Annotated in this window: 6 protein-coding genes; 4 read left to right on the top strand and 2 right to left on the bottom strand. The window is 41.5% G+C overall.

All coding sequences use genetic code 11. From position 1 onward, the window contains the following. The 4 genes from ACTJKG_RS11985 to ACTJKG_RS11970 all read left to right on the top strand — a co-directional run. On the top strand, positions 1–656 hold a 656-nt coding region (locus tag ACTJKG_RS11985; protein ID WP_440739333.1), incomplete at its 5' end, for an MraY family glycosyltransferase. A 159-nt stretch (positions 657–815) separates the two neighbouring features. Beyond that, on the top strand, positions 816–1,568 hold the full coding sequence (locus ACTJKG_RS11980) for an outer membrane beta-barrel protein (protein WP_172334867.1): 753 nt from the start codon (positions 816–818) through the stop codon (positions 1,566–1,568). A gap of 365 nt (positions 1,569–1,933) precedes the next feature. After that, the gene (locus ACTJKG_RS11975) at positions 1,934–5,518 is read left to right on the top strand and encodes a beta strand repeat-containing protein (RefSeq protein WP_440739332.1); all 3,585 of its coding nucleotides are present in this window, start codon (positions 1,934–1,936) and stop codon (positions 5,516–5,518) included. Between the two features lie 17 nt (positions 5,519–5,535). Beyond that, the gene (locus tag ACTJKG_RS11970) at positions 5,536–5,790 is read left to right on the top strand and encodes a hypothetical protein (RefSeq protein WP_172334865.1); all 255 of its coding nucleotides are present in this window, start codon (positions 5,536–5,538) and stop codon (positions 5,788–5,790) included. Positions 5,791–5,824: 34 nt separating this feature from the next. Here ACTJKG_RS11970 and ACTJKG_RS11965 read toward each other — a convergent pair whose 3' ends face one another. After that, on the bottom strand, positions 5,825–6,544 hold the full coding sequence (locus tag ACTJKG_RS11965; protein ID WP_440739331.1) for a hypothetical protein: 720 nt from the start codon (positions 6,542–6,544) through the stop codon (positions 5,825–5,827). Positions 6,545–6,703: 159 nt separating this feature from the next. Continuing rightward, positions 6,704–7,423, bottom strand: a complete 720-nt coding sequence (locus ACTJKG_RS11960) for a DUF4397 domain-containing protein (protein ID WP_172334863.1) — start codon at positions 7,421–7,423, stop codon at positions 6,704–6,706. Positions 7,424–7,489 lie beyond the last annotated feature (66 nt).

Below are 7,489 nucleotides of genomic sequence, written 5' to 3'. Positions count from 1 at the left end.
TGCCCAGCGCCATCTTTTCCATCCTATTGATTATGCTGATTGTGAATTCCTTTAACCTGATAGATGGAATAGATGGACTTGCGGCCACCACGGGACTGATCGTTAACGGAACGCTGGCCCTGATGTTCCTGTCGGTAAAGCAATATGAACTGGCAGCCATTTGCCTGGCCATGGTAGGCGCAGTAGCCGGGTTTTTACGGTATAATATTACCCCGGCCAAGATCTTTATGGGCGATACAGGTGCATTACTCATTGGCCTGGTATCGGCGGTAATGGCTATCAAGTATACCGAGATCAGTAAAGTAACTGTAGCGGGAATCCCGCATTTGTTTACCGCGCCGGCGCTTACGGTGGCGATACTGATAGGGCCTGTTTTTGACACATTGCGGGTGTTTACCTTAAGGATATTAAAAGGCAGATCGCCGTTTGATGCCGACCGTAACCATATGCACCACCGCATGCTGAAACTGGGATTGAACCATTTACAGGCCACCTTATGCCTGGCGGGTATGAACCTGGGTGCTATTGGTTTTGTGCTATTGTTCAGTGATCTGAGTAACACCTTCCTGATCTCGGTGATCCTGCTGATCCCGATTGTTTTTAACTGGATGGTCACTTTCTGTATCCGCTCTAAAGAACGCGAACAGGTGGCTTGAAATTATGGGCCAGACATCTAACTATTCCCCCGCTCAACGGCCATTTCTGTTTATTCATCGGGTGGTTTTGCCTTTATGTCTAACATAGCCTTGCCAATATTAAATACCTTATATATTTAGATAAGGTCTGTTTAACTGAACATTGATTAAAATTTAGCTTTGAAAAAATTTATTCTGCTTTTTGTTTTCACAATCGCTGGTTTTATTGCAAAGGCACAGGACGGATACAACTATTATGAATGGGGTATTGGCGGCGGTATTGGTTATGGCAAGGCATACGCTGATATGAAAAGGGAAGAGTACCACCCTATTTATAATTTAAACATCGCCTACAATTTTAACCCTTACGTGCCTGTAGCGCTGGAGTACCAGTTCGGCACGCTTTCGGGCGGTGGCCGTACTCCCGATAAAGATGCCTTTGGCCGGATTTATAAAAACTCCTATAAAGCTTTATTACTGCATGCCGATGTTCAATTGGGAAGTTTTATTGATTATGCCGACAATTGTTTTTTAAACGTGATCAAAAACTTTTATGTGGGCACCGGCATAGGCGCCATATCCAACAATATGAAGGATATACAGCGTACCAACCTGCCTGCATATGTTCAAAACGGCCCGGTGGGCAGCACCAATGGTTTCCAGGGCAAGGACAAAAGCACCAACATGGTATTACCGCTGCGCTTTGGTTACGAGTTTAAAATTTATGATTCCTATGAGCAGGTAGGTTATACCATTACGCTGGGTTACGAACACAATTATGCTTTTGGTGAAGGACTCGATGGCTATAATGATCCTCCGACAAAGTTTAAAAACAATGCGCCCGACCAATATGCCCACTTTACTATAGGTTTCAGGTATAATTTTGGCAATACGGTATCTTATAATAAACTGATCAGAAATTCCGGATTTTAAAGAAGAACCTTGTTGTAATAATTGGTTGGCAGTTTAGGCGGTAACGTAGAAAAAGTTAGTTTATTATCGGTATTGCCAACATTCCATCGTGCCCGATGGCCATTTCGTCGGTGTAATTAGCTTGTGTGTCGAAGCAGTTTAAACTTAATCCAAAAACAATCAAATTTATGTAATATCTGTGATTGGTAAACTGATTTATGTCATAGTATTAAATAAATAGTTCTTTTTAACACCTCTGTTAATTAATCACCGCAGCGAGTAATAATCAGGGATAAGAAGTATTGATCAATCAAGATATTAAGCAGCCTCAAATTTCAATAATTGGTCATAATCTAATGAAAGTACACAGCAATATTTGGAGTTTAATGAGTTTTAAAATAGGTGCTTGTTTATTGCTACTGGTTTTATCAAATACAGTTAAAGCCGGAACTTTTGATTGGACTGGTAGAAACAGTACCGATGTAACAGATGCCGGAAATTGGGCACAAGCCGGTTTAATAGCTTGCCCTGTGGCTCCCGGCGCTAATGACGATGTAAGAATTGGTGTTGCTACTACTTATACCCTTATTAGTGGTTTGTGCGTAAATTTAGGAAGCCAAACCCTTACACTTACCCGTTTCCCGATTGTAGCTGCCAATACAACCTGGAAGTCTATAACCTTTGGCAATAATGGCGTTACAGCTGCCACATATTATTTGCGAAACACCTCGGGAGCACAACAAAGCTTTGGAACAAAATATACCATGCTGTTAACGGTTAACAATAATGGTGCAACTTCAACTACATTAACCGTAACCGGAAACATAGCCCAAAATCACTATGCAGGTGCGGCCGACCCCAGGAATATTTTTAATGCTATCATAGCCGGAACGGGGAGTGTACTTTGCCAGGGAAACGTAGTAGTAGGGGATGCCACAACGCAACCAGCTGGCTCCGTTGCTGATGTTGCCTTGTTTTCGGCTCAGGTAAATCAGTTAACTATCAACGGGAATATTTTACTCAACTGCAACGGGGTTAATAATGCAAGCAGTGGACAGGTTTGTTATCCTTGTTTTTCGGTAGAAAAAGGGACAACAACGCTTCTGGGGCAAATGAATCTTGTTAAAACCTTTTCACCTACAATTAATGGCTTTGCGGGTTTAAATCCGGGAGTACTTGGTTTTAAGGGTTATGGCCAGGTTATAGCTGATAATACAGGTTATACAGCCACTGCTGTTGGTAACGCTAATACCTTTGAGTTAAGGAACAAGGCCCCAATTATTACCCCATTGATTGATAATTTTTATGTTTATTTTACATTCGGTGGTAGCAGTGGCACTACCTTGTTTAGTGATAATAATGCCGAAAATCAAATAGTTTACACCGCTAATGAGCCATCAACCACCACTACAGCAACCTACATAAATACAACATCCCCGGCATATTATAACCTGACATTTTCTGGTGCGAGTACAAAGGTTGCTGATAAAAACAGCACCATTAATGTGGCTCCCATACAAGGTTTAACCGTTGGCAACAATTGGACTACGAGTGGTGGCATTGTGAATTTAAATACCAACGATCCTACGGTTACTGTAACAGGTGGTTGGACAAACCAGGCATCAACAGTGGTTAATCAAGACGGGGGAGATATTATTATTAAAGGCGCCGTTAGCAACACGGGCACATTTAATCTGGGCTCAGCTAATTTTTATATAGGGGGCAATTACACTAATAACAGCGGAGGTGTATATACACAAAGCACAGGTACTACCTTTTTTAACGGAACGGGCGCGCAAACCTTGCTTGACAATAGCTCTGCGGGTACGGTATTTAATAAGGTAACCTTTAATGGTGTTAATGCCGCCAGTGTTTCAACCATGAACGCTGGTACTGGCAATTTTTCCGTATCACCTACCGGTATATTAACCATGACAAGCCCAGCAAAGCTGGTGGCGGGTACCAGTAGCACAGCATATCTTACTTTAAAGTCAACCGCTGCTTCAAGCGCTACGGTCGCGCCTATAAATTATACCACTCCCATAACAGGAAATGTGAATGTGGAACGCTATTTACAGGGAGGTTCCACGAGTCAGCGTGGTTATCGCTTAATGTCGAGCCCGGTTAACACTGGTGCTGGTATTTTTAATGTTAATTATGTAGCCGCCAACGCGTTCATTTCGGGACCGGGAGGTACTGCCAACGGATTTAATGCTACCGCTAATAATAACCCAACGCTGTATTTTTACCAGGAAAATGTACCTACAAGCAATATAACATTTACATCGGGCACATTTAAAGGGCTTGAAAAACTAACTGCAGGAAGTAATACGGTTAATATTACCGGTGTGGCTAACACTACTTTACCAGTTGGCAATGGCTTCATGTTTTATTTTATTGGTGATAATATTAATAACCTGGGCACAGGACCTGGGCAAAAAGGTGGTACCGTAGGTTTAGCGCCAGAAACGGTTACCCTTTCAGCTTCCGGAGCTTTAAATCAAGGTTCTATTAGCTTTACACCATGGGCATATGCAGGCTCTTCCGCTACATTAAGTAAACATAGTCCCGGAACGGGATATTATCTTTTGGGTAACCCGTACGCCAGCGCATTGGATTTAAACAATACCAATTTAAAATCAGGTAATACGGGGATCAATTTTTCCAATCCGGCTGCAGCTGCTACAAAATTCCTGGTTTTTAATCCTGTAAATAAAGGGTATTCTTATTGGGATCCGACCATTGGTACTACCGGTGGAAGTGATGGCAATGGAGCCTCAAGGTACCTGGGCAGCGGGCAAGGCTTCTTCATCACCCTGCTTGGTGCAACATCAACTACAGTAACCTTTACCGAGGCCGCAAAAGTGAATGGCAATCAGCAACCAACTCCCTTGCTGATGTCGGTACCAGGTCAAATGCATATTGCTAATGCAAGGCCGCCGGCCGCGCAATCCGTAAATTCCGTTTCAGCACAAAATACAAGTGAAGTTATCCCGGAGATTAAATTGAAATTATCGGCAGATAGTGTTCGTAACGATAACTGCGCTATTTATTTTAAGAATGGTTGGCTGTCAACCTATGATCAGCAAGAGGATGGCAAAGATCTGGATGGATTAGGGCCAAGTGTATACCTTTCAAGTTATAGTGCGGATAGTGTGCGGTTGGCCTTGAATAAATACCCGGTGCCTTCGGCCTCCAGAACGGTGATCCCCTTGTATGTTAAGGGTTCCACATCTGGGATATATACATTCTCTAAAACCGAGATAAGTGGTTTGCCCGATTATTACACTGTTTTTTTACACGATAAGCTGTTGAATGATTCATTAGATATGACTCATAACAATACTTATAATTTTAATTTAGACAACAGTAATACAGCTACTTACGGCGCAGGAAGATTTGAACTGGTTATTAATAAAAGTCCCTCAAATTATCACTTGCTAAGTTTTACCGGTAAAAAAGCAACCAAAGGAATTGATATCAACTGGTTAGTAGAGAATGAGGGAGACGTTACCTCTTTTGTATTAGAAAAGCAGGATCAAGCGGGGAACTTTAACTCCATATATCAGCTTAAAAGCACGGGTGCCAGCAACTATACTTATACGGACTTGCTTGCCTCAACCGGGGATAATGTATATCGCTTAAAGCAAACCGACCGGGACGGAACGGTAACCTATTCACCCAAAATCAGTGTTGTATACACGCTGCAGTCTCCTAACGGATCTGTTGTAAAAGTTTATCCTAATCCCGCCGAATCACAAATTCAAATGCAGATCGCGGACGAATCATCCAACAAGGCTTATAGCCTAAGCATCATTGGCCCAACCGGTTTTGTAATGAGCAAAAGGAAGGTTACAGGCTCAAGTTGGACAGCCAATGTGGGCTATTTTACCCCAGGTATATACATAGTTAATTTATATGATGCATCAAACGGGGCATTGATAGGGCAAGGAAAGTTTATAAAAAGATAGTATTTATTTCAATTGTTATGAAAAAGATAAAAAATATAAACAGCGTAAATAGGTCTTTCATCCGGAAAACTGCAGCGGTAATGCTTTTGCTGATTGTGAGTAATGTATTTATGGTATTAGCTGATGACCCAGGTGAACCATGTGACCTGAATGATCCGATAGGCACTTGTCCTATAGATACCTGGACAATGTATTTAGCGATAATTGCTGTGGTTTTTGCTGTTTTCTATTTAGTGAAAAAGAATAACATAAGCAGAAACACTTCGCTATAACTATTTTACTCCTCCTAAAGGGTATCTACTCAGCTTAATTAGGTATTTTAATATAAAAGTGATCGCCTCTGTTTTCTCCAAAGTCCGAGAAATTTTCAGGGCCAAGTGATGATCTGAAAGCTTCTGAAATATAAAAATCGTTCTGATAGGTTATGAGTTTTTGCACATTATTATTGAGTGTGTACAACGTTAAATAACTCTTGAAAAATAATGGACTTTTTCCTTGTTCAAATTTAGCCAGTTTTACTTTGAGATCACCGCCAAAGCCCGAAGGTAGTTTGGATTTGGCGAAAAGTGTATCGGCGATGTACTGGAACTCCTTACCATCAACATTGGTGATAGTTTTACTCACCTGGGAATGAGGCGGAATAAAAGCTACATTTTGTGGGAGTGTTACCTGCGCGTTGATACTGGCATCGGAGTAACGGATTTCCCGGCCTACAGATGTTCCTGAAAGCGTTCCATTTACCTGTAAAACGCCATCAGCATAGCTGGTGCTTTTTTTATTCATCACAAATGCCGAGCGTTCCCAATCGGCATAAATAGGCTCGTTAAGTTTGTTATAGATGCTTACGTGGATAGGTACATTTTCACCTGCAAAAGAGTAGAGGATCTTTACAGAGTCGTTTTCCAGTTTAAACTCACCGGTCCGTTCATTATGAACAGTGTTTGTACTGCTTAGGATATTCATTTGGTAGGTGCTGCATGACGATAACAGCGCTATCGCCAAACAAATGATAAGTAATGTTTTCATAGGTTGAAGTTTTGTATCGCTTTGACTTAAAAACATCTATGAAGTTTAATCAAAATCAGATTGTTATGATTTTTTCTGTAGAATCAGAAATAAACATCGCCCTAAAATAAAAAGCCCCCACAACACGCTGCGGAGGCTTTTGTTATTTGAAAACGATACTTAATAATAATAGGCGTTAGTTTGCACATTAGCGCTCAGTTTCTTTTGATCGGTGGCAGCAGTCAGGCCCTGTAGCCATATAGTATAAACTGAACCACTATTTAGTTTTAAGTCTGCCAACGTAACCAAAACGGTGGTAGTTCCTTTTTTACGAACTTCTAAGGTGTAAGTACTGTTGCCTTGTATAGGTACAAAAGCCGATGCTCCTTTATACGACTGGTTACTGGCCAGTAAAGCACCTGCTTTTATCCCCAGGTCAACCGCGCCTGCATCCGGACTAACATTTACCAGGCGGATGGTGGCTTTCCCTGCATCAGGGCGACTGATCGAGTCGGTGGTTAATATCATATCCGGAGTAGCAGTAACATTGGATAAGTACATCGAATAAAATTTTTGAGCAGTAAGACTAATGGTATCAGCTTTGAGCTTTTGCTGTGAGCCTGCTACATAAAAGGTAGCAACCCTTTTACCCGGAAAAGCTCTGATGTAATCAATCCCATGCCCGTAGTTAATAGGAAAATCATTGGCCCGGTTTTGATCCAAGAAGAAATTTACTGGTTGTGAGTCAGGTGAAGCATTGATCACCGAAAGATAGGCTACCGGTGGTTCAACATAGTCATTGTCATGATTTTTTAAGCAGGAAGTGAGTAGCCCAGCCAGCAAACACATCATCCCGACCATGCCTGCACGCCTTTTTAAATTTTGTTGAACGTATTTCATAAAATTAATTATTGTAGAGATCATCATATACTTAACCTTACGTATAACACTGGTATGAATGCTACA

Origin of the sequence: Mucilaginibacter sp. 22184 (assembly GCF_052045695.1) — a bacterium.
Taxonomy (GTDB): domain Bacteria; phylum Bacteroidota; class Bacteroidia; order Sphingobacteriales; family Sphingobacteriaceae; genus Mucilaginibacter.
Note: the sequence above shows the minus strand (reverse complement) of the source record. Positions and strands in the feature narration are given on the sequence as shown.